The 24802-nt window shown below is 64.3% G+C and carries 34 protein-coding genes; 25 read left to right on the top strand and 9 right to left on the bottom strand.

Features of this window, described 5'->3' with window-relative positions; genetic code table 11:
- The first annotated feature begins 7 nt into the window (after positions 1-7).
- The 5 genes from speB to ACZ9C1_RS09250 all read left to right on the top strand — a co-directional run bounded on the left by speB (position 8) and on the right by ACZ9C1_RS09250 (position 4456).
- Positions 8-973 (top strand): agmatinase, encoded by a 966-nt coding sequence (speB, locus tag ACZ9C1_RS09270; RefSeq protein ID WP_476253902.1) that lies wholly within the window; start codon positions 8-10, stop codon positions 971-973.
- Positions 974-1204: 231 nt separating this feature from the next.
- The gene (locus ACZ9C1_RS09265) at positions 1205-1525 is read left to right on the top strand and encodes a hypothetical protein (RefSeq protein ID WP_139669955.1); all 321 of its coding nucleotides are present in this window, start codon (positions 1205-1207) and stop codon (positions 1523-1525) included.
- Between the two features lie 21 nt (positions 1526-1546).
- Positions 1547-2695 carry a PQQ-dependent sugar dehydrogenase gene (locus ACZ9C1_RS09260; protein ID WP_476253901.1) on the top strand — a complete coding sequence of 383 codons (1149 nt, stop codon included), beginning with the start codon at positions 1547-1549 and terminating at the stop codon, positions 2693-2695.
- Positions 2696-2759: 64 nt separating this feature from the next.
- Positions 2760-3860 carry a cell division protein ZapE gene (zapE, locus tag ACZ9C1_RS09255; protein ID WP_457377786.1) on the top strand — a complete coding sequence of 367 codons (1101 nt, stop codon included), beginning with the start codon at positions 2760-2762 and terminating at the stop codon, positions 3858-3860.
- Positions 3861-3871: 11 nt separating this feature from the next.
- Positions 3872-4456 (top strand): DinB family protein, encoded by a 585-nt coding sequence (locus ACZ9C1_RS09250; protein ID WP_102684865.1) that lies wholly within the window; start codon positions 3872-3874, stop codon positions 4454-4456.
- A 7-nt stretch (positions 4457-4463) separates the two neighbouring features.
- Here ACZ9C1_RS09250 and ACZ9C1_RS09245 read toward each other — a convergent pair whose 3' ends face one another.
- On the bottom strand, positions 4464-4832 hold the full coding sequence (locus ACZ9C1_RS09245; protein ID WP_102684866.1) for a CesT family type III secretion system chaperone: 369 nt from the start codon (positions 4830-4832) through the stop codon (positions 4464-4466).
- A gap of 376 nt (positions 4833-5208) precedes the next feature.
- Here ACZ9C1_RS09245 and ACZ9C1_RS09240 point away from each other — a divergent pair, with 376 nt between their 5' ends.
- The 12 genes from ACZ9C1_RS09240 to ACZ9C1_RS09185 are packed head-to-tail and all read left to right on the top strand — an operon-like array spanning position 5209 to position 12227.
- Positions 5209-5970 carry a helix-turn-helix transcriptional regulator gene (locus tag ACZ9C1_RS09240; protein ID WP_146022595.1) on the top strand — a complete coding sequence of 254 codons (762 nt, stop codon included), beginning with the start codon at positions 5209-5211 and terminating at the stop codon, positions 5968-5970.
- Positions 5971-6010: 40 nt separating this feature from the next.
- A complete protein-coding gene (locus tag ACZ9C1_RS09235) occupies positions 6011-6433 on the top strand; it encodes a CesT family type III secretion system chaperone (RefSeq protein WP_198753939.1) in 423 nt (140 codons plus the stop codon).
- Positions 6421-7986: a type III secretion system outer membrane ring subunit SctC gene (gene sctC, locus ACZ9C1_RS09230; protein ID WP_476253900.1), complete on the top strand. Its 1566-nt coding sequence runs from the start codon at positions 6421-6423 to the stop codon at positions 7984-7986. Before ACZ9C1_RS09235 ends, sctC begins: the two co-directional genes overlap by 13 nt.
- Position 7987: 1 nt before the next feature.
- The gene (locus ACZ9C1_RS09225) at positions 7988-8890 is read left to right on the top strand and encodes an FHA domain-containing protein (protein WP_476253899.1); all 903 of its coding nucleotides are present in this window, start codon (positions 7988-7990) and stop codon (positions 8888-8890) included.
- Positions 8880-9077 carry an EscE/YscE/SsaE family type III secretion system needle protein co-chaperone gene (locus ACZ9C1_RS09220; RefSeq protein ID WP_277504948.1) on the top strand — a complete coding sequence of 66 codons (198 nt, stop codon included), beginning with the start codon at positions 8880-8882 and terminating at the stop codon, positions 9075-9077. The genes ACZ9C1_RS09225 and ACZ9C1_RS09220 overlap by 11 nt, the downstream gene beginning before the upstream one ends.
- Before the next feature lies 1 nt (position 9078).
- On the top strand, positions 9079-9339 hold the full coding sequence (locus ACZ9C1_RS09215; protein ID WP_476253898.1) for an EscF/YscF/HrpA family type III secretion system needle major subunit: 261 nt from the start codon (positions 9079-9081) through the stop codon (positions 9337-9339).
- 14 nt (positions 9340-9353) lie between these two features.
- Positions 9354-9692: a YscG family type III secretion system chaperone gene (locus ACZ9C1_RS09210; protein ID WP_256659264.1), complete on the top strand. Its 339-nt coding sequence runs from the start codon at positions 9354-9356 to the stop codon at positions 9690-9692.
- Complete coding sequence (locus ACZ9C1_RS09205; RefSeq protein WP_177486005.1) at positions 9689-9919, top strand: hypothetical protein; 231 nt, start codon at positions 9689-9691, stop codon at positions 9917-9919. The genes ACZ9C1_RS09210 and ACZ9C1_RS09205 overlap by 4 nt, the downstream gene beginning before the upstream one ends.
- On the top strand, positions 9916-10254 hold the full coding sequence (gene sctI, locus ACZ9C1_RS09200) for a type III secretion system inner rod subunit SctI (RefSeq protein ID WP_177486006.1): 339 nt from the start codon (positions 9916-9918) through the stop codon (positions 10252-10254). Before ACZ9C1_RS09205 ends, sctI begins: the two co-directional genes overlap by 4 nt.
- Positions 10255-10261: 7 nt before the next feature.
- On the top strand, positions 10262-10996 hold the full coding sequence (gene sctJ / locus ACZ9C1_RS09195) for a type III secretion system inner membrane ring lipoprotein SctJ (protein WP_102684876.1): 735 nt from the start codon (positions 10262-10264) through the stop codon (positions 10994-10996).
- 2 nt (positions 10997-10998) lie between these two features.
- Positions 10999-11613 (top strand): SctK family type III secretion system sorting platform protein, encoded by a 615-nt coding sequence (locus tag ACZ9C1_RS09190; protein ID WP_232967879.1) that lies wholly within the window; start codon positions 10999-11001, stop codon positions 11611-11613.
- Positions 11592-12227, top strand: a complete 636-nt coding sequence (locus tag ACZ9C1_RS09185; protein ID WP_476253897.1) for an HrpE/YscL family type III secretion apparatus protein — start codon at positions 11592-11594, stop codon at positions 12225-12227. Before ACZ9C1_RS09190 ends, ACZ9C1_RS09185 begins: the two co-directional genes overlap by 22 nt.
- Positions 12228-12451: 224 nt before the next feature.
- Here the strand turns inward: ACZ9C1_RS09185 and sctU are convergent, their stop codons facing one another.
- From sctU to sctN, 8 genes are all read right to left on the bottom strand, one after another.
- Complete coding sequence (sctU, locus tag ACZ9C1_RS09180; RefSeq protein ID WP_139669979.1) at positions 12452-13504, bottom strand: type III secretion system export apparatus subunit SctU; 1053 nt, start codon at positions 13502-13504, stop codon at positions 12452-12454.
- On the bottom strand, positions 13501-14289 hold the full coding sequence (sctT, locus tag ACZ9C1_RS09175; protein WP_139669981.1) for a type III secretion system export apparatus subunit SctT: 789 nt from the start codon (positions 14287-14289) through the stop codon (positions 13501-13503). The genes sctU and sctT overlap by 4 nt, the downstream gene beginning before the upstream one ends.
- The gene (gene sctS, locus ACZ9C1_RS09170) at positions 14286-14552 is read right to left on the bottom strand and encodes a type III secretion system export apparatus subunit SctS (RefSeq protein ID WP_102684882.1); all 267 of its coding nucleotides are present in this window, start codon (positions 14550-14552) and stop codon (positions 14286-14288) included. The genes sctT and sctS overlap by 4 nt, the downstream gene beginning before the upstream one ends.
- 1 nt (position 14553) lies before the next feature.
- Positions 14554-15207, bottom strand: a complete 654-nt coding sequence (gene sctR, locus ACZ9C1_RS09165) for a type III secretion system export apparatus subunit SctR (protein WP_277504940.1) — start codon at positions 15205-15207, stop codon at positions 14554-14556.
- Entirely contained in the window at positions 15204-16127 is a 924-nt protein-coding gene (gene sctQ / locus ACZ9C1_RS09160; protein ID WP_277504939.1) for a type III secretion system cytoplasmic ring protein SctQ, read from the bottom strand. The genes sctR and sctQ overlap by 4 nt, the downstream gene beginning before the upstream one ends.
- Complete coding sequence (locus ACZ9C1_RS09155; RefSeq protein ID WP_277504937.1) at positions 16124-16834, bottom strand: type III secretion system needle length determinant; 711 nt, start codon at positions 16832-16834, stop codon at positions 16124-16126. Before ACZ9C1_RS09155 ends, sctQ begins: the two co-directional genes overlap by 4 nt.
- Before the next feature lie 77 nt (positions 16835-16911).
- Complete coding sequence (sctO, locus tag ACZ9C1_RS09150; protein ID WP_476253896.1) at positions 16912-17382, bottom strand: type III secretion system stalk subunit SctO; 471 nt, start codon at positions 17380-17382, stop codon at positions 16912-16914.
- On the bottom strand, positions 17373-18701 hold the full coding sequence (sctN, locus tag ACZ9C1_RS09145; RefSeq protein WP_277504934.1) for a type III secretion system ATPase SctN: 1329 nt from the start codon (positions 18699-18701) through the stop codon (positions 17373-17375). The genes sctO and sctN overlap by 10 nt, the downstream gene beginning before the upstream one ends.
- Positions 18702-18906: 205 nt before the next feature.
- Between sctN and sctW the strand changes: the two genes are divergently transcribed.
- The 8 genes from sctW (at position 18907) to ACZ9C1_RS09105 (ending at position 24802) form a co-directional block, all read left to right on the top strand.
- Positions 18907-19755 carry a type III secretion system gatekeeper subunit SctW gene (sctW, locus tag ACZ9C1_RS09140; protein WP_198753950.1) on the top strand — a complete coding sequence of 283 codons (849 nt, stop codon included), beginning with the start codon at positions 18907-18909 and terminating at the stop codon, positions 19753-19755.
- Complete coding sequence (locus ACZ9C1_RS09135; RefSeq protein ID WP_102684889.1) at positions 19736-20020, top strand: TyeA family type III secretion system gatekeeper subunit; 285 nt, start codon at positions 19736-19738, stop codon at positions 20018-20020. The genes sctW and ACZ9C1_RS09135 overlap by 20 nt, the downstream gene beginning before the upstream one ends.
- Before the next feature lie 2 nt (positions 20021-20022).
- Positions 20023-20394: a type III secretion system chaperone family protein gene (locus ACZ9C1_RS09130; protein WP_198753951.1), complete on the top strand. Its 372-nt coding sequence runs from the start codon at positions 20023-20025 to the stop codon at positions 20392-20394.
- Positions 20391-20756: a type III secretion apparatus assembly protein SctX gene (gene sctX / locus ACZ9C1_RS09125; RefSeq protein ID WP_277504930.1), complete on the top strand. Its 366-nt coding sequence runs from the start codon at positions 20391-20393 to the stop codon at positions 20754-20756. Before ACZ9C1_RS09130 ends, sctX begins: the two co-directional genes overlap by 4 nt.
- A 4-nt stretch (positions 20757-20760) precedes the next feature.
- Positions 20761-21090 carry a type III secretion apparatus assembly chaperone SctY gene (gene sctY / locus ACZ9C1_RS09120; RefSeq protein ID WP_102684891.1) on the top strand — a complete coding sequence of 110 codons (330 nt, stop codon included), beginning with the start codon at positions 20761-20763 and terminating at the stop codon, positions 21088-21090.
- Positions 21087-23186, top strand: coding sequence for a type III secretion system export apparatus subunit SctV (gene sctV / locus ACZ9C1_RS09115; RefSeq protein ID WP_476253895.1), 2100 nt, complete (start codon positions 21087-21089; stop codon positions 23184-23186). Before sctY ends, sctV begins: the two co-directional genes overlap by 4 nt.
- 312 nt (positions 23187-23498) lie before the next feature.
- Positions 23499-24296, top strand: coding sequence for a virulence-associated V antigen (locus ACZ9C1_RS09110; protein ID WP_457377790.1), 798 nt, complete (start codon positions 23499-23501; stop codon positions 24294-24296).
- A gap of 8 nt (positions 24297-24304) precedes the next feature.
- Positions 24305-24802 (top strand): SycD/LcrH family type III secretion system chaperone, encoded by a 498-nt coding sequence (locus tag ACZ9C1_RS09105; protein ID WP_277504925.1) that lies wholly within the window; start codon positions 24305-24307, stop codon positions 24800-24802.

Here is a 24802-nt window from a genome sequence, read left to right as displayed (position 1 = left end):
ATATACCGTGGACCTCGCCCAAGACAACGACCAGGCCATCACCCGTGACAGCCTCTACGGCACTGCCGCCGAGAGCACCTACGCCGGCATCACCAGTTTCTCCCGGCGTCGCTACAGCCGCGATTTGCGGGGTGTCGACGTGGTGGTCAGCGGCGTGCCGTTCGACACCGCGACCAGCAATCGGCCCGGCGCGCGCTTCGGTCCGCGTGCGATCCGCGCCGCCTCGGTGCAACAGGCCTGGGCCAGGCACTGGCCCTGGGCGTTCGATCCGTTCGACCACCTGGCGGTGATCGACTACGGCGACTGTGCGTTCGATAGCGGTACGCCGCGGTCGGTGCCGCAGAGCATCGAGGCGCATGCCGAGCACATTCTCGAGGCCGGCTGCGCCATGCTCACCTTGGGCGGAGACCATTTCATCAGCTATCCGCTGCTCAAGGCCCATGCCCGTCGGCATGGCCCGCTGGCGCTGGTGCACTTCGACGCGCACAGCGACACCTGGCCGGACGAGGAGGGCCAGCGCATCGACCATGGCACGATGTTCTGGCACGCGGCGCGGGAAGGGCTGGTGGACCCGTCGCGCTCGGTGCAGATCGGCCTGCGCACCACCAACGACGATAGCCAGGGCTTTGCCATTCTCGACGCCCGCCAGGTGCATCGCCAGGGCACCGAGGCGATCGTCGCTGCCATCCGCCAGCGGGTGGGCGACCGGCCGGTGTACCTGACCTTCGATATCGACTGCCTGGACCCGGCCTTCGCACCCGGCACCGGCACGCCGGTATGTGGCGGCCTGAGCACGGTACAGGCGCTGGAGATACTCGGCGGGTTGCGTGGGATCAACCTGGTGGGCATGGACCTGGTGGAGGTGGCGCCGGCCTATGACCATGCCGATATCACTGCGCTGGCAGGCGCGACCCTGGCGATGGAGATGCTGTGCCTGTATGCGGCGCGGCACAAGGTTGATAGAGCCGGGTAACGCCAGGGCCGCGCTGCGGCAATCGCCGGCACGCCGACTACCACAGGAAGGCGCATGGCTCAAGGCTGGTACGCACGGTGTGGGAGCCGGCTTGCCGGCGATTGGGCTGCATGGCAGCCCCAGGGGGCGCATACTGAAACATCAGGACCCAAATTCATCCTTTTGCGTCGAACCCTGAGCGCCGTAGGCTATCCAACCTTCGAGCGCGCCTTTTCGTACCGGAGGTGAAGCATGAATCCCACACTGCCAATCCTGGGCCTCGGCCTGTTGCTGGCCTTGCCACTCCAGGCCGCTCCCTTGGCGCCGCCGCTGATTGCCGCCAACGACAGCAACAACCCGTACAACAGCCCGATCATGCGCGCCAATCCCAACAGCCGTCAGGGCAGCGTGCCGGCAATGCCGCCTGTGCGCGGCCCGTCCACGCAACCCAACCCGCGACCTCCCACACTCGATAATCGCGGCATCGGCAACGGCGAAAACCTGCGCCGCGAACAGCAGACCCCGAACCTGGAACCCACCCGCCCACCACGCGATTCACCGCGCGTGCCGTGAGCCCTTGCGAAGGAAGCGAGCATGACGCCACGCATCTGGTTGACCACCCTGGCCGCCGCCAGCCTGTTCCCCCTGCTGGCGCAGGCCGCCGCAGAACAGCAGTACCCCAGCGAGGAGGGCCGACTGACCGTCAGTACTGTCGCTGACGGCCTGCGCAATCCCTGGGCGCTGGCCTTCCTGCCCGGCGGCAAGGACATGCTGGTCACCGAACGCCCCGGCAACCTGCGCATCGTCAACGCTGAAGGCAAGGTCGGGCCGCCACTGTCCGGCGTGCCCAAGGTCTGGGCCGAGGGCCAGGGTGGCCTGCTCGATGTGGTGCTCTCGCCTGAGTTCGCCAAGGATCGAACCGTTTACCTGTCCTATGCCGAGGAGGGCAACGATGGCAAGGCTGGTACCGCCGTCGGCCGTGGCCAGCTGACCCAGGACCGGTCGCGCCTGGAGAACTTCACGGTGATCTTCCGCCAGCAGCCCAAGCTGTCCGAAGGCAACCATTTCGGCTCGCGGCTGGTGTTCGACCGTGACGGCTACCTGTTCATCGCCCTGGGCGAGAACAACCAGCGCGCCACGTCGCAGGACCTGGACAAGCTACAGGGCAAGATCGTGCGCATCCTGCCCGACGGCGAGGTGCCCAAGGACAACCCTTTCGTCGGGCGCGACAACGTACGCCCGGAGATCTGGTCGTTCGGCCACCGCAACCAGCAGGGCGCGGCGCTGAATCCCTGGACCGGCAAGCTCTGGACCCACGAGCATGGCCCGCGTGGCGGCGACGAGATCAACATCCCCAAGGCGGGCACGAACTATGGCTGGCCGATCGCTACCCACGGCATCAATTATTCGTTGCTGCCGATTCCCGAAGCCAAGGGCAAGCATGTCGCTGGCATGGCCGACCCGCATCATGTGTGGGAAAAGTCGCCGGGCATCAGCGGCATGGCGTTCTACGACAGCCCTACGTTCAAGGCCTGGGACCACAGCCTGTTCATCGGAGCGCTGGCGACACAGGAGTTGATCCGGCTGAAGCTCGATGGCGACAAGGTCGTGCATGAAGAAAGACTGTTGGGTGACCTGAAGGCGAGGATTCGCGATGTTCGGGTAGGGCCGGATGGCTATCTGTACGTGCTGACCGATGCCAAGGATGGCGCCTTGCTGAGGGTGGGGCTGACAGAGGGCTGATCGTCCTCGCCTGGAGCAAGGTTGTGGCAGCGGGCTTGCCCCTCGATGGCGTACCATGCGCGGCATGACCCCTGAATCCCTTTATCACAAGGCGCTGGCCGAGCGTGGCTACGTCGCCGATCCCGCCCAGGCAGCGGCTGTGGCTGCGTTGCAGGACTGCTTCGACGCCCTGCGTCAGGGCCAGCCGACGCAAGGCCTGTACCTTTGGGGCCCGGTCGGCCGTGGCAAGACCTGGTTGATGGACCTGTTCCATCGCAGCCTGCAATTGCCGGCCCGGCGTCAGCATTTCCACCATTTCATGGCATGGGTTCATCAGCGCCTGTTCCAGCTCAATGGCACCGCCGACCCGCTCGCGGCCCTGGCCCGGGCGTTGGCCGAGGAGATACGGGTGTTGTGTTTCGACGAACTGTTCGTCAGCGATATCGGCGATGCGATTATCCTTGGCCGTCTGTTCCAGGTGTTGTTCGATCACGGTGTGGTGATCGTCGCCACCTCCAACCAGCCGCCCGGCCAGTTGTACCGCGATGGCTTCAACCGCGAGCGGTTCCTGCCGGCCATCGCCGCCATCGAGCGGCACATGCGGGTGCTGGCGGTGGCGGGGGAGCAGGATCACCGCTTGCACCCCGGCCTGCAACAGCAGCGCTACTGGGTCGGCCAGCCGGGGCGGTCGAGCGCGCTCGAGGCGGTGTTCGGCCAGTTGAGCCCGGACGACCCAGGCAACGACAAGCCGCTGCAGCTTGGCTCCCGGCAGATCGGCGTGCTGCGCCGAAGCACGCAGGCCCTCTGGTGCCACTTCAGCGCTTTGTGCGAGCAGCCTCTGGCAGCCATGGACTTCATGGCCTTGTGCGACCGCTTTCCGGCGATCCTGGTCAGTGGCATTCCGGCCCTGGGCGGGGTCCAGCAGGCCGGGCGAATTGCCCGCGGTACCGAGGATGGGGCCACCCGCGTCGAGGCCGGGGACCGCCAGTTGCCGACACTGGCGCCGAAGGATGACAGCGTTCGGCGCTTCATCGCCCTGGTGGACGAATGCTACGACCGTCGGGTGTTGTTGTACCTGGAGGCCGAGGTCCCGCTGGAAGCGCTCTACACTCAAGGGTATCTGGCGTTCCCGTACCAACGGACCCTGAGCCGGCTACGGGAGATGCAACTGCAACGCTTCGCCTGAAGGAGCCGACCATGGAGCCGCTGTCGCATCATCTGCTGACCCAGGCCTACAACAATGGCTGGGCCAACCACCGCCTGTACAAGGCTTGTCTGCAATTGACCCAGGACGAGTTCGTCGCCCCGCGCTGCAGTTTCTTCCCGTCGATCAAGGCCACCCTCAACCACCTGTTGACGGTGGACTGGTTCTATCTGGATGCACTGGAGTGCGAGCAACGCGGCCAAATGCCGGATCCGGACGGCGAGCGCTTCTTCCAACCCGAGCAGCCCTTTGCCACCTGCACCGACCTGCAGGCCCAGCAGGCCCAGGCCGACCAGCGCCTGATCACCTATTGCCGGCAATTGCGCGACGACCAGTTGCGGCGCTATGTGAGCATCGTGCGACCGGACCGGGTGCAACAGGAGCAACGTTTGCGCTTGCTGTCACACCTGTTCGAGCACCAGATCCACCATCGCGGCCAGGTGCACGCAATGCTCAGCGATACGGCGATCAGGCCACCGCAGTTGGACGAATTCTTCTGTGAAGAGGAGGCCTCACTGCGATCCGAGGATTTTGCCGCGCTGGGTTGGAGCGAGGCGCAGGTCTGGGGGCAGCACTGAGCGGCGTTCAGGCTGTTTCGTCACCCACCAGATCGTGGGCGGCCTGCACCAGTTGCTCCAGCTGGTGATGCACCATGGCGCGGTCCAGCTGCGCCAGGGGCTGGCGATTCCACAGTATTTGCATGTCGGTGAGCGGATCGACACCGATCACAGGCTTGCAGGTGTCCTGGCAGAACAGGTTTTGTTCGCCCCAGCGTATGTTGTCGATTGCGGGAAGTTCGATGAACATCAGCAAGTGGTCCGCCGGGTGCTCGGTGACGTTGCACACATAAGGCCCTGCCCGCAGGCTGATCACCGGCTCGAAGGTCGTTGGGGGCTCCAGCTTCAGGGCAGCGTACAGCTGGGTCAATGCATAGTCATAGTTCGTGCCTGACATGGCGAGCTCTCGATCAAAGGGCTTGCCACGGTAGTCAGTGCATACCCTGCAAGATACTGGGTGTAGTCGCCATTTTTTAACTGCTGGGCTTCCTGCGGTTCGGCGAAGGCTTGCTTCGCATTGCCTTACAGAGTCGATAAATTTCCTACAAGTGATGGCGAATAGCCTCCCTCTCGGCAAGGACAATCCCTGCGTTTATTCGTGGGAAGGCGCCGTAGTCTGTGGTCCTGGCTGCATCGCGGGGGGCAAGGGCTGCAAGGTCATTCGAATCTTGCACGATCTGCTGCTCGATGGTGCGTAAAGGGTCCTACGGGAAGTATGGCCTCGCGTGGAAGGGATTTCTCCAGTTGAGGGCTGGTGTGTGCAAGGTCGGCAGTTGGATGTTGTCGGGGCGGGGTTCGCGTCCCAGGGGCAGGAAGGCTTCTACGCGGTGATGGTGGGGGAGCTGACGCTTCGCGAAAAGGACGACATCATTCACCTACAGGCAGGCGAGCTGCTGTTCGTCAAGCGCGGCACCTATCTGGTGGCGAGCCAATGGCAGGCATGCGAAGTGCTCTGGCTGCCGCTGGATGTGAATTTCGTGCAGGCGTTCGTGAAACGTCATGGCAATGACCTTGCCCACCTCGAACGCCGTGACGAGCCAGGTGTGGGTACCCTCCGGCTGCGACCCTGCACGATGGCGCAGGAATGCGTGACCCGCCTGGCGGCGCTCGGGGGCGAAGGTACCTCGTCGATGCTGGCGATGCTGCGCCTGGAGGAGCTGTTGCTGCTGCTCATTTTCGGAGCGCAGGGGCGGACCTTGCTGGCGGCACTGCGGCAACAGGGCAATCGCCATGTCGATCGCCTGCACGCATTCATGGAACAGCACTATCTGCGCGATTGGCGCCTGGACCAGTACGCCCAGGCCTTCGGCTTGGGCCTGACGGCGTTCAAGAGTTTGTTCAACACCTTCTACAACTGCTCGCCCCGGGCCTGGATCACCGAGCGCAGGATCGTCCATGCGCACCATCTGCTGCTTAACACGCGCATGAGCATTGTCGACATCGCCATGGAAAGCGGCTTTTCCAGCCAGTCGTATTTCAGCCAGAGCTACCGCCGACGGTTCGGCCGCACCCCCAGCGATGCTCGCCGTGGCTGACAAACTCTTCTGTTCCCTCCGTTGCACGGACGATGCCCGTATGAACACACTTTTGCAGCAAATGGCCCGACGGTTGGGCATGCCTCCCTGGTTGGCCAATGAGCGCGGTGGCTACCAGTTGTGCATCGAGGGACGTGCCCTTTCGCTCGAGCCGCAAGGCACGCAACTGGTTGTTCGCAGCTCGCTGTCGTCACTGGCGGGCCATGGCGCCAGCCTCGACCCGCAAGCCTTGCGCCGCTTGATGAGCATGCTGACAGTGTGGGCGCAGCACTGTCCGCAGCGACTGGCGCTGACACCCGCGGGAGAGCCGCTGCTTGAAGCGCAGGTAGACCTGGCCCAGGGCGATCTCGACATCGTGGATCACGTGCTGGGTGCTCAGGTCGACCTGCTCGCTCTCCTGTGCGAGCAACATGCCGATCCAGTGCCTGCGACCCACCGGGGAGCTCGCGTATGGCTGCCTTGAGGTCGCTTGCCGTCGGTGTGACGGCGCTGTTGGCCAGCCTTGCGGCCCAGGGCGAGTCACTGGATTGGCCCCAGGAGCCTTTCCACTACGTTGCCCAGGGCGAGAGCCTGCGTGACCTGCTGGGCAACTTCGCCGCCAACTACCAGGGGGCGGTGGTGGTCAGCGACAAGGTCAGGGACCAGGTGAGCGCCACGTTCGAGCAGCCGGACCCGGAGGCGTTTCTGGAGCAGGTCGCCGTACTGTTCAACCTGGCCTGGTACTACGACGGCGCAGTGCTGCATGTCGGCAAGTCCAGCGAACTACAGACCCGCCTTGTTCACCTGGACAAAGTGCGCGAGCCACAATTGCGCGCCGCCCTGCAGGAGGCTGGCGGCTGGACGTCGCGCTTCGCCTGGCGCGCCGCGGCGGGTGGGCAGCTGGTGTATGTCTCGGGCCCGCCGCGTTACCTTGATCGCGTCGAGCAGACCGCCAAGGCCCTGGAGCAGCAGGCGGTGTTGCAGGACGAACGCGGTGGCAGCCTGAGCGTCGAGGTGATCGCGCTCAGGCATGCGGTAGCCGAAGACCGTGAAATCGATTATCGCGACCAGAAGGTGGCGGTACCCGGGGTGGCCACGCTCCTCTCTCGGGTACTGACGAACGCCGATGTACGCGCGGTCGAAGGTCAGGCTGTGGCACAGGGGGCGCCCGTTCGCTCCAGTCAAGCCGTTGTCCAGGCCGAAGCGTCGCTCAATGCCATCATCGTGCGTGACCACCCAGAGCGCATGCCCATGTACCGGCGTTTGGTGGCGGCGCTGGACCGTCCGGCGGCGCGCATCGAGGTGGGGCTGACGATCCTCGACATCAATGCCGAGCACCTGGCGGAGCTGGGGGTGGAGTGGCAGGTTGGCATAGGTACCGGCAAGCACCAGTTGATCGACATTCGCACCAGCGCAGGCCAGGCGCAGGGCACGCTTGCCGGCAGCCTGGTCGACAGCCGGGGCGTGGACCGGCTGCTGGCCAAGGTCACGTTGATGCAGGGCGAGGGGCGCGCCCAGGTGGTGTCGCGGCCGACCTTGCTGACCCAGGAGAACACCCTGGCGGTGATAGACCACAGCGAAACCTATTATGTGCGGGTGCTGGGAGAACGCGTCGCCGAGCTCAAGGCGATCACCTACGGCACCCTGTTGAAGATGACCCCACGTCTGATCCGCAGTGCGGACCGGCCGGAAATCAGCCTGAGCCTGCATATCGAGGACGGCAGCCAGAAACCCAACAGTACAGGGCCCGATGGTATACCCACCATCAGTCGCACGGTCATCGACACGCTGGCCCGGGTCGACCTGGGGCAGAGCCTGATGATTGGTGGCATCCACCGCGACGAGTCGAGCGAGAGCCTGCGCAAGGTCCCGCTGTTGGGGGACATTCCGTTCCTGGGCGCCTTGTTTCGTTATCAGTCCAGCAGCACGCGCCGCTCGGTTCGGCTGTTCCTGATCGAGCCGAAGCTGATTGACCCGGGGCTCGCAAGTGTCGGCAATGGCTTGAAGTCAGGTCCTGTCCGTGATGAGCGCTCTTGAAATGACTTGGAAACTGCGGGTCTACAGTGGCCTGAATGCGGGGGCCGAGGTGTCCCTGGCACCTGGCCGGGTAGTCATCGGCGCCGACCCGGTGCAAGCCGATCTGGTGCTGGTGGACGCAGGGATCGCCGCTATCCACCTGGTGCTGATGGTCGGGCCTGGCGGGGTACGCCTGCTGGAGTGGGGCGCCAGCGAACCACCGACACAGGCCGGGGTGACGTTAGCGGCAGACGTCGAGTTGCAGGCACTTGCCATCCAGCGTTGTGGTCCGTTGTGCTGGGCATTCTGTACAGAGGGCGAAGTCTTTGCCGAGCGGCTTCCCGAGTCGATCCCCCGGCCCGGATTGCGGGCCGGCTGGTTCATGGTCCCCGGCGCCGGGGTGCTGCTGTTGCTGGCGTTGCTCACTCGATTGCTGAGTCCAGAGGCCGAAGCACAGGGTAAAGCGGACACAGCCGATCCCCAGGTCGTGCCACACAGCCTGCCCGTTCCACAGGCCCGGACGCGCCTGGCCCAACTGCTGCGCGAATGGCGCCTGGAAGATGCCCTGACCCTGGAGGACCGCGGTGACACCCTGGTGCTGCGTGGGGCACTGCATGACCGCCAGCATCAGGACTTTCTCAACCTGCAACGCCAGTTCCGCAAGGCATTCGCCGAGCATCCGCTGTTGAAGCTGGTCGATGAGGGCAGGGCCGCTGTGCCCGGGAAACTCGATTTCCCGGTGCGCGCGGTGTCGCTGGGGCGCGTGCCCTATGTGACGCTGACGGACAACCGCCGTTATCCGGTAGGTGCGCTGATGCCTTCCGGTATCCGCATCCTGGCGATCGATGGTCAGGCGATCACTTTGCGCAAGGGTGGGCAGGACTACTCGATCAATCTCAAGGAGCGCTCCATTAATGATGGATGAACTGTTGCAGGAAACACGTGACCCACAAACACGCGCCTGGATGTACGGGGTGCTGGAGCAAGCGCGGCAAGCCCGCGCCGAGCAGATGTCGCGCCCTTTGCCGCCCACGGCATTCCAGGCAGCGCACGACGAGCGAACGGCCCTTGAAGCGGCCTTGAACATCCTGAAAAAACTGAAGGAACATTGAAATGACAGGCATCAGCAGCGGATTCCACGATGGTACCAACAACACCATGGACATGGTCCACGAAGGCATGGTCAAGCAGGCGCGAGAGGCCAACAAGGCCGTCCTCGAGTCGCTCAGTAAACTCAACGAGAAAAGCGACGACCCCGCGTTGCTGGCCGACATGCGCCACCGTTCGAACATCTGGTCCAACGTGTTCCAGGTCGATGCGACCTTGGGCCAGACCTTCAAGAACACCATCAGCAGCATCCTGCAGAAGTTCTGAGCATGGAGTACTCGGTGAACAATCTGATGGCGCGCCTGGGCTTGCTGGGTGTCGAGCACCATCACCATGACGAAGCGATGGCGATTGCGCGTTGGCTGGCCCGGCAGCCGGAAACCAGGGAAGCCGCCTGTGCGATACGTATCGCCGGCCTGATGGGGGCGGGACGCTGCGAGGAGGCCCTGGCAGAAGGCAATCAGGCCTCCTGGCCATCCCTCGGCCCGTGGCTGGCGCTGTGCGAGCGCCAGCTGGGCTACATGGCGGCGCTGGAAAGGCGCCTTGAGCGTATGGCGCAGAGCGAGGATTGCGATCTGATCCGGTTTGCCGAGGGTATGCGCGCCCAGGTGGTGGCATGAACGGGTTGACCACCTCATTGTTGACGAGTGAGCCAATAGCGCCGATCCCGCAGCCCGTCCATGTCGCTCGGGACGCTGCTGTATTCCAGGCATGCCTGGTCGAGCAGGGCGCAGGTGCTCTGGAGTTCGTGCAGGTGCCGGCACTGGCACAGCAACAGCGCTTGCAAGTGCTCGCCATGGCAATGGACCTGCTCAACGATTCCTTCAAGGTGGAGGGCGACTCATGAATGGCATTGCTGAAGTGACCCGAGTGGTCACCGATCTGCAGTCCCTGGCGGCACCGTCCGTCGATTCCCGCCAAGTGGCCGAGTTCGAGCAGGCGCTATCCAGCAGTGCCGGCAGCCCTGAGGAGGGGGTGTTGCACAAAGTCGCACAGCTCGGCCAGCAGCATGCCGAAGCCAGGCAGGGCGCGCATGCCAGCCTGGTCTCGGGGGTGGGTGATCCGGTGGCATTGATGGATGCCCATTGGGCACTGATACGCACCAACCTGCAGGTCGAGCTGATTGCCAAGGGCGTGGGACGCACCACGCAGAACATCGAAACCCTGATGAAAGCCCAGTAGGTGCACTGTGAAGAATCCATGGCAGTGCTTGCTGCTTGTGACGGTACTGCTGCTGGGCGGATGCAAGGTCGAGCTGTACCTGGGCCTCGGCCAGCGCGAAGCCAATGAAATGCTCGCGGTGCTGGATGCCGAGGGCATCGATGCGGTGAAGGCGCAGGACAAGGACGGCAAGGTGAAGATCCTGATCGATGAGGCTGACATCGGCCATGCGGTAGCCGCGCTCAAGCGCCAGGGCTACCCACGGGAGATGTTCTCCACGGTCAGTGATGTGTTCCCCCGGGATAGCCTGATTTCGTCGCCGCTGGAGGAGCACGCGCGGTTGGCCTATGTGAAGTCCCAGGAGTTGTCACGCACCCTGTCGGAAATCGATGGCGTGCTGGTGGCGCGGGTGCATGTGGTGTTGCCGGAGCCCCGCGACAGCCTGCGTGCAACGGCCCGTGCGGCTTCGGCGTCGATCTTCATCAAGCATGCGGCGGACGCGGCGCTGGACCTGTACATCGGGCAGATGAAGCAGCTGCTGAGCAACAGCATCGAAGGCCTCGACTACGACCGCATCAGTGTGGTGCTGGTGCCTTCCACGCAGGCTCGCCAGCTGTGGCCGGGGGAGCGTCATGCGACGCTGTTGTCGATTCATGTGATGGAGGGTTCGCGCCTGCGTCTTCTTGCGCTGATTGGGACATTGCTGGGGGTGCTGGTACTGAGCAATCTCGCGCAGTATCTGTGGTGGCGCCAGCGGGCATGAGCATGACCCCGTTTCAGCTTCGCTACTGCCCGGCGCGTTACCTGCACCAGGCTCATTGCCCGGAACCGTTGCGGCAGGTGGCCCAGGTCTTGCCACATTGGCGCCGGGACAGCTCGATCAATGGTTGGTTGCTGTCGGCGCTGGACCTGGCCGAACCCTTTGAAATACCGGAACGGCTGGGTGGGCTGGCCCTCTATCCGCAGCCAGCATTCGAACGTGTTCTGGCCACTGTTGGCGGCTTGTTGCATGGCCAGGCCATTGTGCGACTTCTCGACCGAGCCGGCCAGATGCGCTTGCGCCAGGTGCTCGACGATCAAGGCCAGCGCTATTGCCTGGAGAAATGGCGGCTGATCATCGGCCCATGGCCGCCAGGCTGGCAGCAGGCGCTGCCAAGCGGCGCCCTGGACGTGGAGCTGCCCGTGCAGGGTCTGGCGTTCTGGCTACAGGCCAGCGGGTGTACCGATCCCGGTTTTGCCCGGCGCCTGGCCCTGCGACTGCCTGGCACCGGGGCATTGCCGACCTGGCCGATGAGCGACGATCAGCGCGTCCTGGCGCGCACCCTTTGCCTGAAAGTGGCCCGAGACAGGAGCCCGGAATGTTGCCATTTATTGAACTGAATGATTGCCGGCCGATGGTCGAACCAGGCTGTACCGTGTTGCGCGGCGCCGACTACCAGCGCTTTCTCGACGCCGGCGCATTGACCGAAAGCGCCCACCAGCGGGCCAGCGACATCGATGCCCAGGCCGATGCAGTGCTTGAGGCACAGCAACGGCTTGGGCGGGAGGTCGGGCTGGAAATGGCCGCGGTCGAGCAGGCGGCGTTGATGCACACTGTGCGATTGCGCTGTGCCGAGTTCTATCGCCGGGCCGATCGACAGATGAGCGAGGTGGTGTACCAGGCGGTGGCCAAGGTGCTGGGGGCATACCCGGACATCGAGCTGACGCTCGCGGCCACACGTCAGGCGATGGCGCAGGTTCGCCCACGGGAGGAGTTGATCCTGCACGTGCGCCCTGACCAGGTGTCCGAGGTTCGCCTGCGTATCGATGAAATACTCGCGCAGTTTCCCGACACGGGCCCCCTGGAAATCTGCGGTGATGCTCGGCTTGCACGCGGTGGTTGCCGACTGGAAACCGAAGGTTGCGTCATCGACGCCAGCATCGAGGGGCAACTGAGCGCTTTGCAGCGGGCGTTGTTGCAAGGAGTTCCTGAAAATGAGGCTGCATACGCATGAACCCGCTCGAACATGGCAATGGGGCGGTGCTGGCCGCCGCTGCGCGGGCTATCCGCGATGACCAGGAGCGTGATGCGCTGCTCCAGGTATTCTGGGCGCAGCTTCGTCAGCCTGCTCGACCGTCTGTGCGGGAGGACATCTTGCCCGTGCGCCGGCCATTGCCGCAGCGTGGGATCTTGGTATAGCACCTGCCCCCAAAGCCTGCAGGAACGGGCAAATCCTGCTCAGACCGGCGGCGCCTGCTCTTGCGCCTGCAACCAGCGGATCACCTCGGCGACCGGCTGGATCAGCTCGCCGGGGATGTATTGCTCCTCCAGGCTGTCCGCGAACAGCGCCCGCGCCAGGGGGATGCGTTCCAGCACCGGCACGCCTTCTTCCTCGGCGATCCGGCGCACCCGCAGGGCCTGCTCGTCGGTGTACTTCAGGGTGACCAGCGGCAACGGGGTTTCCCCGGCCTTGTAGCGCAGGCCCACGGCGATGTGGGTCGGGTTGGTGACGATGACCGATGAACGCCTGACGTCCGCACGCAACGTCCCCTGCTGCAGTTCACGGTGGCGTTTGCGGCGCTCGCGCTTGAGCTCCGGCGCGCCTTCCATCTCCTTGTGCTCACGCTTGACCTCATCCTTGCTCATGCGCAACTGCCGGTGATGCTGCCTGCGCTCCAGGCCGTAGTCGGCCGCTGAAATCGCCATGAGGCCAATGGCACAGACGCCGATCAGTTGGCCCAGCAGGCTACCCAGCACAGGCAGGATGCAGCCGATGCCGCACAGTGGGACCCTCAGCAACGCGTGCAGGTTGTCGCTGAGCAGGCCGAGCACCAGTGCGCCGAGCAACAGCACCTTGAGCAAAGACTTGAAAAAGTCGAGCAGGTTCCTGACCGAGAAGATTCGTTTCATCCCCTCCACCGGGCTGACCTTCTTGAGGTCGGGTGAGAGCGATTGCGTGCTGAACACCCAGCCGGTCTGCAGCAGATTGCCCGCGCTGGCGGCAATCAACGTGGTCAGCAGGAACGGCAGGGTGAGCCACAGCAGTTCGTGCAGCAACTGCTGCAGCATCAGCTCCAATGCCTGGCTAAAAGGCAGGTGGAGCAGGGGATCGGGTAGCAGCATCAGCGCTTGCAGGTGGCCGAGGAAGTAGTTGGGAAAGCCCAGGGGCAGCACGGCCAGGCTCAGGATCAGCATGCTGGATACCAGTTCCTTGCTCTTGACCACCTGGCCGTTATGCCGTGCATCGCGCAATTTGGCCCGAGTGGGATGTTCGGTCTTCTCCGTGCTCATGGCTGCTCCAGCAAGGGACCGAGCAGGCGCACCGCGTGCAGCGCGCTGAACAGCTGATCCTGGGCCTGCTCCATCAGCAGGTACAGGTAAGGCACCAGCAATGCGCTGCAGACCAGGCTCTTGATTGGCATGGACAGGATGAACACATTCAGCGACGGAGCGAAGCGGCTGACCAGCGCCAGGCCGAACTCGGCGAGGAACATGGCGATCAGCAAGGGGGCGGCGAATAGCATGCACAGGGTCATCAGGTAGCCGAACTGGGCCAGGAAGAACGCGTTCCACTGTCCGCTGATCTGTGGGTAATAGCTTGCCACCGGCCAGCTGGCGTAGCTGCCCAGCAATGCGCCGAGCAGTCCCAGGAAGGCGCCGCCAGTGAAGAACAGAGTGACCAGGGTCTGCAGCAGCAGTGCTCCGGTGGGGCTGGTCTGGCTGCCCAGCAACGGGTTGAGGGTGGACGCCAGGGTCGCGCCGCGCTGGTTGTCGATGAGAAAGCCGCAGGCCTCCAGCGCCCAGAACGGGATGCACACGATGAAACCGAGCAGTAAGCCGAGCAGCACTTCCTTGCCGATGAGAAGCCCCAGTTGCAGCCCATCCAGGCCTGGCGGCAGCGTGCCCGCCACGCTGGGGTAGATGAATAGTGCCAATGAGCATGCCACGCCATTGCGTACCAATGCGCCGCCCAGTACCTGCTTGCCGAGGATCGGCAGCACGATGAAGCAGCTGAACAGCCTGGGCAGGATCAGGCTGAAGTTCAGCAGGGCCTGTTCTAGGGCCTGGGCAGTCATCGCACCCACAGGATCCGCTCGAGCACAAGGTCGGTGTAGCGGTAGAGCTCGCTGCCCATCCAGTCGGCCGTGACGAACAGGGTAACGACCACCGCGACCAGCTTGGCGACGAAGCCCAGGGTCTGTTCCTGCACCTGGGTCAGCGCCTGGACCAGCGACACCAGGGTGCCCACCAGCGCGGCCATCAGCACTGTCGGCAGGGACAGGATCAATATCAGCCACAGCGCCTGGCTGGCGAAGTGCAGGACTTCGGTACTGCTCATCTCAGCCCCCGTAGCTCAGCACCAAGCCGTGGGAGAGGCGCCCCCAGCCATCGAGCAGGACGAACAGCAGCAGTTTGAACGGCAGCGAGATGGTCACTGGCGAGACCATCATCATGCCCATGGCCAGCAGGATGTTGGAAATGATCAGGTCGATGGCGATGAACGGCAGGTAGATCAGGAAGCCGATCTCGAAGGCCCGGGTCAATTCGCTGATGGTGAACGCGGGCAGCAGGACCAGCAGGCTGTTGCCATCGACCTGTTCGGCGTAGCGGCTGGGCCACAACTGGCGGGTGCTGTCGAGAAAGAAGGCGCGTTCGCGTTCATTGACATGCTTGTCGAGAAACGCGCGAAACGGTGCCAGGCCCTCGTCGAGAAAACGTTCGATCGAGGGTGCGTCACCGAGGGCCGTCTCATGGGCATTCAGGTAGTCGTAGGTGGCCATGCCTACCGGCGCCATGACGTAGATACTGAGGATGATCGCCAGGCCATACAAGGCCATGTTGGGTGGGATCTGCTGCACACCCAGGGCGTTGCGCAGTAGCGAGAAGACCACGGTCATCTTCAGGAACGAGGTAGCCATGACTGCGATGAAAGGGGCCAGCGACAGCAGCGCCAGGCCAAGGATCAGGCTCAGTTCGTCCGGCAGCTGGATCATGTCGGGTCGTTTTCCAGCAGCCGGGTCACACGCACCCCGAGACGACCGTCGATGCGCACCAGCAGGCCGCTGCCGATACAGCGCTGATTGGCAAGAATGCGCACCTCGGCCGCCAGCGGGCTGTGCAGCTCGATCAGGGCGCCTGGCCCCAGGGTCGACAGTGTGTGCAGGTCCAGGGTCTGGCGACCGACTTCGAAACTGACCGCAATGGGCAATTGCTCCAGTTCCCCCAGTGCGGTATCGGGCAGCGGTAACGAATCGTGCATGCGGACTAGCTCCAGATGTGTGTCGTCGAGCAGCAGTTCTGCCCAGGGGTGGCCGTCGAGCACGCCGAGCAACCGGGGTGATACTGGCGCGGCGGCGGGTAGCAGCAGGATGTCGCCGGTACCGAGGCCACGCAGCTCGTGCAGCGACAGTTCGAGGGGGCGCCATTGCAACGAGAGGTTCAGCGCGATGTTCAGACGTTCGCGCATTGGGCGTCTCGGCAAGGTGGCCAGCAGGCGCTCAGAATCGCCCTGCAGCCAGCAGGTCAGCGTGCTGGCGGCATGCTTCAGCGATACTTGCAGGCAGGGCGTGCCCCGGCAGACACCTGCCGGTTCTATACCCAGGCATTGCAGGCCAGGAAGCCAAGGGCTGTCCCGTTGCAGCAACGCCAGTTGCACTGGCGCCGGCAGGCTGGCGAAGTCGGCTTCCTGCAAATGCGGCGCCAGCCATTGCGCCAGATGCTGCCGCCGGCAAAGCAGGCGCACCGGCACGCCCTGCCAATCGACCAGCACGGCCAGGTCGGGGTCGCCCTCGCAAGCGGCGATGTTCAGCAAGGCCTGGCGCTCTGCGTCGCCATAGTTGCGTTGGCGATGGCTCAGCAGTCGCTGCAGGTGCAGCTCCTGTTGGGCAGCGGATGGGAAATTCGCAGGGTTCATGGTTCGGGCCACCACTCGTCGAGCACGTGGCGCCGGTTGCGTGAGCCCTGCTCACCGCCGCCATTGGCGGCAAAACCGAGGCTGACCTGCTGCGCAGGATCCAGCCGTTGCAGACGATCAAGCAGGTCCGCGCAGGCCACCTGCAACTGTCGCAGACTCGCTGGCGCGGCCTGGACCTCTACCTGCAAGCCTGAGCCGACATGGCGCATCTGCACCTCGACAGGGCCCAACTGCGGCAGCCGAGCACGCAGCAGGGTCAGTTCGCGGTTGTCGGCTTTGCAACCGAGCACTTGCAGCTGCAGACGATCCACCAGTGCCTGCAGATCTTGGGTGGGTGATACGCCTGGGCAGGACAGTACCCTCTCAACCACTGCACGTTCACAGGTCATGGCATGAACCGGGGCCGGCATGGCGCTTTCATGGGGTTGCAGACGACCCGGCAGGCTGTCGGTGTGCTCGCGAACATCTTGATGCCTGGCCTCGGGCAAACTTGGGCCGGTCGGCTGGTGCGTCTCGGTCTCCTCGGGCTTCGTCGAGGTGAACAGATGACTGACCGAGTCCTCGGTTAGTGCGGGTGGTTCGAGCACAGGTGGGTAGTGGTCTGCCCGGGCCAGGGCGGGCACCAATGGGTAGCCAAGGCCCAGATGGTCAGGCTCCCGAGGGATGCCCTGCCTGTCTGGCGGGGGTAGCAGCAGCTGTTCGAACAACAGCCGCTGGCTGTTCCGGGGAGGCGAGCGAGGCGTGTCAGTCGAGGGGGGGAGTAAGGCAGGCACAGGCAGGGTCTTCATGGTTGCAAGCCACCGTGTAAACAGTGCTTCTCCAACTCGAACTCCTGCCTGCGCTCCGCCAATCGAGTGGCACGCAGGTGTGCCTGGTCCCGCAGTTGGACGAAACTGTCCCTTTTTTTTCGGGTCTGGGCGAGCTGCGCTTGGGCCTGCTGATGTGCCGTGTACTGGCGCGCCAGTGCAGCCTTGCAGGCAACGACTTGCCCATGCAGGCTCGCTTCGCGCTCACCGAGCAGGCCGACCTGCCGGCGCCAGTGCTCCAAGGCACGACAGTCGGTCAACTGGCCGACATGCGCGGCGAACAGGCGTTGTTGTTCTTCGCGGGACCCGCGGCAAAACGCCAGGTGCGCAGCGACGGCCTGTGCCTCGGCTTGCTCTGTCGCCTGTAGAAGGGCCAGCTGGCTTCGCGCTTCACGCTCGGCCCGCTGAAGTCTGCGTTGCTTGATTTTCGCAAGGGCGGTCAGGGGCACCGGGTGATCTCCAGTAGTTGGTCGAGGCTCTGCCGCAGCGAGACGTTTTCGTTGGGGGGCTGGCACAGCCAGGCGCGGATGGCTTCGCGTTTGCCGATGGCCTGGTCCGCGAGTGGATCCTGGCCCTGCGTGTACTCACCGATCCTGAGCAGCAGTTCGACTTCCTCATACCGGGCCATCCATTCGCGCAGTAGTCCGGCGGCGGCACGGTGTTCCGGGCTGACGACCTGGTGCATGACCCGGCTGACCGAGCGCAGCACGTCGATGGCCGGGTAGTGGTTGGCGGCTGCCAGGGCCTGTGACAGGACGATATGGCCATCGAGGATCGAGCGGGTTTCCTCGGCGATCGGTTCGTTCAGGTCATCGCCTTCCACCAGCACCGTGTAGAGTGCGGTGATCGAGCCCTTGGCCGATTGCCCGGCGCGTTCCAGCAGGCGCGGCAACTGGGCGAACACCGAAGGCGGAAAGCCGCGCCGGGTCGGCGGTTCGCCCGCGGCCAGGCCGATCTCCCGCTGGGCCCGGGCGAAGCGGGTCAGGGAATCCATCAGCAACAGGACCTTGTTGCCCTGGTCGCGGAAATATTCGGCGACGCTGGTGGCGACGAAGGCCGCCCGGGCGCGCTCCATGGCCGGGCGGTCGGAGGTCGCGACCACCAGCACCGCACGCCGCAGGCCGTGCTCGCCGAGTTCGTGGTGAATGAATTCACGTACCTCGCGACCGCGCTCGCCGATCAGGGCGAGCACGATCACGTCTGCCTCGGCGTTGCGCAGCAGCGTGGCCAGCAGGGTGCTCTTGCCGCCACCGGCGGGGGCGAAGATGCCTGTGCGTTGCCCTTCGGCACAGGTGAGCAGGCCATCGATACAGCGCACACCCAGGCTCAACGGGGTATCGACCAGCTTGCGGCTCAGTGGCGATGGCGCGTCCCTATGCACGGGGTACCAGGCTTGTGGTGAAGCCGGCGGGCTGCCGTCGAGCGGGTTGCCCAGGCCATCCAGCACCGTCCCCAGCAAATGCTCGCCTACACCCACGCGGTGCATGCCGCCGGTGGGGCATACCTCGGTGCGCGTGCACAGCCCCTGCATGTCGCCCAGCGGAGCGAGCAGCGCCTGGTCCTGCTGCAGGCCGATGACTTCGGCCAACAGTTCAGGCAGGCCGCCCGGCCTGCGCAGCCGGCACAGTTCGCCGACCTGCACGCCGGGCGCCAGTGCACGGATCAAGGTGCCGGTGACCTGGGTGACCTTGCCGTTGGCTTGCACCAGTGTGGCGTTGTTCACGGCGGCCAGCAGGGCCTGGGGAGTCTGGAGCAGCGATGGCGGCATGGGAAAGGTTGCAGCGCGAATGATGGGCGCCATTCTAGGTAGCCTGCCGCGCAGCGGATTTCACTGTGAGGCGCATGTTTTTAGTTTTCGGTCGGACGCTGTCGCGCCTGGCGAAAGGCTAAAAAGAAGCGGCCAGTGGCAACAGAGGGGCACAGGGCTTACCTCTAGCATGGCGCTCATTCTTTGATGCGACGACGAGGTGGGGATGAGCGAAGGCGTCGGCTTTTTACGCAGTGAACCGGGACTGGCCATGCTGCCCGGTTGGGAGGCGCAGGGGCAGTCGGTCCTGCAAGCGCGGCAGGTGGCGCCGATGGCGCAGCAGGCCAGCATGGCGGAGGAGGTGTCCATGGCGTTCTCGTCACTGGCCAACGCGCGGCTCAGTACCCGCAGCCGCGTCACCGATGCGCGCCAGCTGGGTTTGCGCGCGGGCCAGGAGGCCGAGGCCATGCTGGCCAAGGTGCCGGATGTGCAGCGTCGATCACTGGATGAGCTGGTGGCCTGGTTGCGCCAGCACCCTCAGCTGACTCCGGGTGAGCTGCAGGCCCGCCTGGATGGATTTTCTGCTGAGGCCTGTCATCGCTACCTGGCGTTGGCCTATGCCCGCGACGCGTTGGGCACGACGGTCGATGCGCATGGCTTGGCCGGCCAGCTGGACCAGGCCATGGCAGCCTTGACGCAGACCCATGGCCAGGCGATCGAGCTGGGCATCGAGATCGGTCCGCTGGCCCAGGCAACGCAGGCGCAGGGGGTGGCCGAAGTGGTGGCGTTGCGCGGCGTGTACTGCGATTTCCTGTGCGACTATCGCGGGCTCAGGCATGCCTGGGATGAGCTGCGTGCGCGCTTTGGCGATGCCGCCATCGACGACATCGCGCAGTTCATGCTCAACGGCCTGGCCAGCCATATCAATGGGCCGTCCTCGAGCCTGGACAGTAACCGGCTGCAACAGGTCATCAGCGACATGAAGCTGGTGCAGGCGCTCAAGAAACTGGAAGGCGACACTGTCGCGCTGTTCCGCCAGCTTGCCGGAGAGCCCAGTGGCGTACGGACCTTCTGACCTGGTCAGCGACTTGCTGGCGTTGATCGACAAACGCTGGGCAACGGTGCAGGACATCCAGCGCCTGCTCGCGGCGTTGCCGCTTGGCCCGCAGGTGCAACGTATCCAGTGCCTGCGGGAGTTACAGCGGATCTTCCGTCTGCTGCCCGTGCAAGTATTCAGTGACGAGGCGCAACGCGAGCATCTGTTGGCAGTCTGGCAGTTGGCCATGGACCAGGCCGTCGACGATGAGGAGGCGATGCTGTGCGGCGCGCGGGAGGCATGAGCATGGGCTTTTGCACGGCAGCCGTGGCCCAGTTCTGTCGCGACTTGGGTGTGGCGCCAGCGCAACCGCAGGAACCTTTGCTGCGCCTGGAGTTGCCAGGTGCAGGCGTTTTGCAGCTCGAACGGCTAGCAGGGCAGTTGACGCTGTGGCTGGATTTTTCCGTGCACGGGGCGATGTTCGAGCGCGCCATGCGGTGTGCGCTCAGGCAGGTGTACGAACACCAGGCCTGTGGTTGCCTGCTGCGCTGTGGTCTGCTTGCCAACGATCATCTGGTGCTGCTGGCAGGCCTCGACGAACACGGTTTGACCGAGCAGGCCTTGCATCGGGCCTATCGCTTGCTGACGCGGGTACGCACCGAGGTGTTGGCAGCATGAGCGTTATCGAGCTGGCCGGGCAGGCCCATGATTTCTCGCTGCCGTGGGCGCCAGCCGACGCGGCGCTTGCCCAGCCAGAATGCGACGCTCTGCCTATGCCGGGGCAGCCGTTGCAGGCGCACTTGCGTGAGCTGTACCCGCAGCATCAGGCGGCACGCCTGCGTCTGGCGTACGCCAGGCCCGAACATGAACTGCGTAGCCTTTACAACCCGCAGCATTTCACCCGAGCACTGGGCTCGCTGGTGGAACAGCTGCTTGCCTCGCAGGCCCCCGGGTGCCCAGAGGCGGCGGCACTGGTGCAAGCGCTACTGGCCGACCGCCGTACGCTGGAGTGCTGCGTTAACGTCCTGCTCAAGGTGTGAATACATGAAATTGTCGAACGAACAGCAGGATGTCTTGCAGTTGTTGGCCTGGTTGCATCTGCAATGCGGTTGGCCCGAACGGGCGCGGGTGTTGCTGGAGGTGCTGTTGCGCGCCGATCCCCAGCATCGCGCCGGGTGTCGAGCCGCAGTGGTGGTGGCGCTGGAGCTGGGCGATTGGGCGGGGGCCGAACGTCAGTGCCTGGCGCTGCGTGACGCGGGCGAGCTGCAGCCGCCCTTGTGGCTGTGCCTGAGCCAGGCACAGCAAATGGCCGGCCGATTGGAGCAGGCCCAGGCCACCTATGCCGAGTACCAGCGGCGCAAGGCATGCCCATGAATCAGCTGCCCCGAATACTTGGCCAGATCGGCGCACGCAAGGACCTGATGCTGGCCGTGATGTTGCTGGCGGTGGTGTTCATGATGATCCTGCCGCTGCCGCCCCTGCTGCTGGACTTGCTGATCGCCCTGAACATCACCATCGCCGTAGTGCTGCTGATGATGTCGGTGTACGTGGTCTCGCCGCTGCATTTCTCGGTGTTCCCCTCGGTGCTGCTGGTCACCACGCTGTTCCGCCTGGCGCTGTCGATCAGTACCACGCGGATGATCCTGCTGGAGGCCGATGCCGGGCAGATCGTGCAGACCTTCGGCGACTTCGTGGTGGGCGGCAACCTGGTGGTGGGCTGCATCCTGTTCCTGATCATCACCATCGTGCAGTTCCTGGTCATCACCAAGGGCGCCGAGCGGGTGGCGGAAGTCAGCGCGCGGTTTTCCCTCGACGCCATGCCGGGCAAGCAGATGAGCATCGACGGCGACCTGCGCGCCGGCGTCATCGACGTCAACGAAGCCCGTGAGCGCCGCGGCGAGGTGGAGAAGGCCAGCCAGATGTTCGGTGCCATGGATGGCGCGATGAAGTTCGTCAAGGGCGACGCTATCGCCGGGTTGCTGATCATCATCGTCAACCTGCTGGCAGGGCTGGCCATCGGCGTGATGCAGAAGGGCATGAGCGCGGGTGACGCGCTGCAGCTCTACGCGGTACTCACCGTCGGTGACGGTATGGTCAGCCAGGTGCCGGCGTTGTTGATCGCCATCACGGCGGGAATCATCGTCACCCGTGACGGTCAAGGCGCCCATGACCTGGGGGCGAATATCGGCAGCCAGGTCATGGCGCAGCCCAAGGCGCTGCTGATCGGTGGCGCCTTGCTGGGGTTGTTCGGTCTCATCCCGGGCTTCCCGACAGTCACGTTCTTCATTCTCGCGTTGATGGTCGGGGGCGGTGGCTGGTGGGCGCTCCGCCAGCGGCGTGTCGAAGAGGCTGACCAGCAGCACAGTGGCGGTCTGCCGGCGTTGCTGGCCAATGGTGCCGGCGCGCCAGCGCTGAAACCCGCAGGCAAGGCGAAGATGGGCGCCGACCCGCAGGCCTTTGCCCTGACGGTGCCCTTGCTCATCGATGTGGACAGCGAGTTGCAAGCCGCCCTGGAGGCCGCCTCGTTGAACGATGAACTGGCACGGGTCCGCCAGGCGCTCTACCTGGACCATGGCGTGCCGTTCCCTGGTATCCGCCTGCGTTTCAACAGCGCGCTTGGCCCTGGGGAGTACCGCATCCTGTTGCAGGAAGTGCCGGTGGCGCGAGGCGAACTGATGCCTGGGTATCTGCTGGTTCAAGAGCAGCCAGCTCAGCTGGCGCTTGTCGGCGTGCCCTACGTAGAGGGCCAAGCGCTGTTGCCTGGGCGTGCCAGCCTTTGGGTGGAGCAGGACCTGCGTGATTGCCTGGAGCGTGCCGGCTGTGCCTTCCTGGCAGTCGACCAGGTACTTGCCTGGCACCTGTCCCATGTCTTGTGCGAATACGCCGGGGATTTCATCGGCATCCAGGAGACCCGCTACCTGCTGGAGCAGATGGAGCAGGGCTATGGTGAGCTGGTCAAGGAGGTACAGCGGATCCTGCCGTTGCAGCGAATCAACGAGGTCTTTCAGCGGTTGGTGGGCGAGGGCATCTCGATCCGCAACATGCGTTCGATCCTCGAGGCCCTGGTCGAATGGGGGCAGAAGGAAAAGGACGTGGTGCAGTTGGCCGAATATGTGCGCAGCAGCCTCAAGCGCTACATCTGCTACAAGTACGCCAGTGGCCACAACCTGCTGCCGGCCTACCTGCTCGACCCGGCGGTCGAGGAGATGATCCGCAACGGCATCCGCCAGACCAGCGCCGGCAGCTACCTGGCCCTGGAACCTGCGCAGAGCGATGCCTTTCTCGCCCAGGTCAAAGCTGCGGTGGGCAACCTGCATGAAGCCCAGGCAAGGCCCGTGCTCGTGGTGTCCATGGACATCCGGCGCTATGTGCGCAAGTTGGTCGAAGGCGTTTATTCCGACTTGCCTGTGCTGTCCTTTCAGGAACTCACCACGCAGATCAACATCCAGCCACTGGGGCGCATTGGCTGACGCCATTCTGGCGTCAGAAACCGTACCCCTGAACTACAAAATCGCGGCCGGGCCTGACGGAACGACCGCCACCGCCTCATTAGACTGCATCTGTCGGTACCTCGACCTGGTCATGGCCAGGCTCGCCTCGAGACGGGGTAACCAGCCAATCGGAAGCAGATGATGAGCAGTTCTATCGATGTATTGAATCGCCCTGCGCCCTTGCCGCCTGTCGATCGCGTGGCCCCCCCGCCGATCTGGGTGGACATTCAGAGGGTGGAGCGGTTTCTCGACCAAAACACGATCACGGCAGCGGATGGTCAAGGCCTGCCTTTGAGCCGCGAGTACCGGCGCCAGGTCATAGAGACCTTGCTGGGCCCCGAGGGGCAGGCGCGATTGGCGCAGAGCCGACCCTACTTCGACAGCCTGCTGCCGCATCCGCTGCCCGACCAGCCTGTCGATGCGCTGATCCAGTTGCTGGAAGCCTATGCGGCGTGGTTGCCGGGCGCACCCGTGCAGCTGGTGAACCTGGGCGAACGGCTACGCATGGACGAGCTGGTAATGGCGGCGATGGGTTTGCGCATGCGCAAGCAGAAAGCCGAGCGTACCGAGCTCAGCGAGCAACTGAAGAGCCTCACCGCGGAGCTGAAGATCTTCAGCGTGATCCAGTCCAAGGTCAACGTGGTCATGGCAGCCAAGGGCACCTTCGATCTTCAGGACCCGGGCTTCAACCTCTTCGACCCGAAGTTGTACGACCTGGATGCGGCTGCCTGGGAAACCAGCCCTGAACGCCGATTGCTTGCGTCGTACGGCAATGCAGCCGTGACGGTGCGGCAGTTCCTGGCAGACACGCCCACTGGCATTTCGCCCAACGGCAGTGATCGTCGTCCACACAGGGTCAGCGGACCGATGGATGGCCTGGAATCGCAATATAGCTGGCACAAGGACAACAACCCGCTGGCCAACTTCTCCCAGGCCTTGAGCGATCGCACCCGCATCGTCAACGACAAGGTGACCGAGCAGACCACGCTGCTCAATGACGTGGGGTCGCGGTACACCACCTCCACCGAGGTGATGATGAAGTTCGTCGAGACGTGGTTCTCGATGCTGTCGAAGATTATGCAGAACTGAGGTGATTGATGACTGCAGCACAACAGACAGGCGCCGATGCCATCGAGGCCGAGGCGATCGAAGGTTTCTTCGCTGAGGGCGGCACGTTCGCCATGTTGCGCGGGATTGGCGCGGCACAGCTTGAAACGCTCTATGCCCAGGCATTCGGCTTCTACCAGGCGGGGCGGTTGGAGGATGCCTTGACGATGTTCAAGGGGCTGGCGGCGCTCGACCACTACGACGCCCGGGCATTTCTCGGGGTGGCAGCCTGCTACCAGGCGTTGCAGCGTTATCAGGAGGCGTTACCGGCCTACGCCTACGGCGCAATGCTTGCACCGCACGACCCACGTTTCTGCTTGCATGCCGCTGAATGCCAACAGCATCTGGGTGACCTGGTTTCGGCCCGCAGCGGCTACGAACACGCGCAGGCGCTGGCAGAGAACGGTGAACACGGTGGTTTGGCGAGCAGGGCACAGGGGCTACTTGAGGCATTGCGACAGAAGGAGGCTGCGAGCCATGCGAACTGA

The organism is Pseudomonas sp. TE21435, from assembly GCF_056279265.1.
Note: the sequence above shows the minus strand (reverse complement) of the source record. Positions and strands in the feature narration are given on the sequence as shown.